General features: G+C 57.8%; 1 protein-coding gene. It reads right to left on the bottom strand.

What is annotated here, in order from left to right; all coding sequences use genetic code 11:
• On the bottom strand, positions 1 to 3,063 hold a 3,063-nt coding region (locus ACFQ1M_RS15455), incomplete at both ends, for a beta strand repeat-containing protein (RefSeq protein WP_386409804.1).

Genomic DNA, 3,063 nt, shown 5'->3' with positions numbered 1-3,063 from the left:
CCTGTGGCCCCATCTATTCCATCGGCACCATCGATACCGTCAGCTCCCGCTGGTCCCTGTGGTCCTTGAGGCCCTTGGGGACCCTCTAGACTCGCAATGAAGTCCGCCTCGGTTCCAGTGTTCCCTGCATTCAACCATATCTGGTAGGCGGAGTCACCGTCAATACCGTCGGCTCCGTCCACACCATTCGTTCCATCGATACCATCAGCACCGTCTATTCCATTGGCTCCCGCTGGTCCCTGTGGTCCTTGAGGACCCTCTAGACTTGCGATGAAGTCGGCCTCGGTTCCCGTGTTCCCAGCATTCAACCATATCTGGTAGGCAGACAGTCCAATCCCTGCTGGACCTTGTGGCCCTACTGGACCTTGAGGACCTGTGGCCCCATCTATTCCATCGGCACCATCGATACCGTCAGCTCCCGCTGGTCCCTGTGGTCCTTGAGGCCCTTGGGGACCCTCTAGACTCGCAATGAAGTCGGCCTCGGTTCCAGTGTTCCCGGCATTCAACCATATCTGATAGGCGGAGTCACCGTCGATCCCGTCGGCTCCGTCCACTCCGTTCGTTCCATCGATACCATCAGCACCGTCAATTCCATTGGCTCCCGCTGGTCCCTGTGGTCCTTGAGGACCTTGGGGACCCTCTAGACTTGCGATGAAGTCGGCCTCGGTTCCAGTGTTCCCGGCATTCAACCATATCTGGTAGGCAGACAGTCCAATCCCGGCTGGGCCTTGTGGCCCTACTGGACCTTGAGGACCTTGGGGACCCTCTAGACTTGCGATGAAGTCGGCCTCGGTTCCAGTGTTGCCCGCATTCAGCCATATCTGATAGGCAGAGTCACCGTCTATACCATCGGCCCCATCCACTCCGTTCGTTCCGTCTATTCCGTCAGCACCGTCTATTCCATTGGCTCCCGCTGGTCCCTGTGGTCCTTGAGGACCTTGGGGACCCTCTAGACTCGCGATGAAGTCGGCCTCGGTTCCAGTGTTCCCGGCATTCAACCAAATCTGATAGGCGGAGTCACCGTCGATACCATCGGCTCCGTCCACTCCGTTCGTTCCATCTATTCCGTCAGCACCGTCGATACCATTTGCTCCCGCCGGTCCCTGTAGACTTGCTATGAAGTCCGCCTCGGTTCCCGTGTTGCCAGCGTTCAACCATATCTGGTAGGCGGAGTCACCGTCGATACCATCGGCTCCGTCCACACCATTCGTTCCTGCTGGACCTTGAGGTCCCGTGGCTCCGTCTATTCCATCGGCACCATCGATCCCGTCAGCTCCCGCTGGTCCCTGTGGTCCTTGAGGACCCTCTAGACTTGCGATGAAGTCGGCCTCGGTTCCCGTGTTCCCTGCGTTCAACCATATCTGGTAGGCAGAGTCACCGTCAATACCGTCAGCACCGTCCACTCCATTCGCTCCGTCGACGCCATCGGCTCCTTGTAAACTTGCCAAGAAGTCAGCCTCGGTTCCTGTGTTCCCTGCATTCAACCATATCTGGTAGGCGGAGTCACCGTCGATACCGTCAGCGCCATCAACACCGTTCGTTCCATCGATACCATCAGCTCCGTCGATACCGTTGGCTCCCGCTGGTCCCTGTGGACCTTGAGGCCCTTGGGGACCCTCTAGACTCGCGATGAAGTCGGCCTCGGTTCCAGTGTTGCCCGCATTCAGCCATATCTGATAGGCAGAGTCACCGTCTATACCATCGGCCCCATCCACTCCGTTCGTTCCGTCTATTCCGTCAGCACCGTCTATTCCATTGGCTCCCGCTGGTCCCTGTGGTCCTTGAGGCCCTTGGGGACCCTCTAGACTTGCGATGAAGTCCGCCTCGGTTCCTGTGTTCCCGGCATTCAGCCATATCTGGTAGGCGGAGTCACCGTCGATACCGTCAGCACCGTCCACTCCGTTCGTTCCATCGATACCATCAGCACCGTCGATACCATTTGCTCCCGCTGGTCCCTGTGGTCCTTGAGGCCCTTGGGGACCCTCTAGACTCGCAATGAAGTCGGCCTCGGTTCCAGTGTTCCCGGCATTCAACCATATCTGGTAGGCGGAGTCACCGTCAATACCATCGGCACCGTCCACTCCGTTCGTTCCATTCGTTCCATCGATGCCATCTGCTCCTTGTAAACTTGCCAAGAAGTCAGCCTCGGTTCCTGTGTTCCCAGCATTCAACCATATCTGATAGGCGGAGTCACCGTCGATCCCATCGGCGCCATCAACACCGTTCGTTCCATCGATACCATCAGCACCGTCAATTCCATTGGCTCCCGCTGGTCCTTGCGGACCTTGAGGACCCTCTAGACTTGCGATGAAGTCGGCCTCGGTTCCGGTGTTCCCTGCATTCAACCATATCTGATAGGCGGAGTCACCGTCGATCCCATCGGCTCCGTCCACTCCGTTCGTTCCATTCGTTCCATCGATGCCATCTGCTCCTTGTAAACTTGCCAAGAAGTCGGCCTCGGTTCCTGTGTTCCCGGCATTCAACCATATCTGGTAGGCGGAGTCACCGTCAATACCATCGGCACCGTCCACTCCATTCGTTCCATCGATACCATCAGCACCGTCGATACCATTTGCTCCCGCTGGTCCCTGTGGTCCTTGAGGCCCTTGGGGACCCTCTAGACTTGCGATGAAGTCAGCCTCGGTTCCGGTGTTCCCAGCATTCAACCATATCTGATAGGCGGAGTCACCGTCGATCCCATCGGCGCCATCAACACCGTTCGTTCCATCGATACCATCAGCTCCGTCGATACCGTTGGCTCCCGCTGGTCCCTGTGGTCCCTGAGGACCTTGGGGGCCCTCTAGACTCGCGATGAAGTCTGCCTCGGTTCCAGTGTTCCCGGCATTCAACCATATCTGGTAGGCAGAGTCACCGTCGATACCATCGGCTCCGTCCACTCCGTTCGTTCCATCGATACCATCAGCACCGTCTATTCCATTGGCTCCCGCTGGTCCCTGTGGACCTTGGGGACCCTCTAGACTTGCGATGAAGTCGGCCTCGGTTCCTGTGTTCCCGGCATTCAACCATATCTGGTAGGCGGAGTCACCGTCAATACCGTCGGCT

The sequence above is a fragment of the Sungkyunkwania multivorans genome, assembly GCF_042675645.1.
Classification (GTDB): domain Bacteria; phylum Bacteroidota; class Bacteroidia; order Flavobacteriales; family Flavobacteriaceae; genus Sungkyunkwania; species Sungkyunkwania multivorans.
The sequence above is the reverse complement of the archived record's forward strand: the minus strand, read 5'-3'. Positions and strand labels throughout refer to the sequence as shown.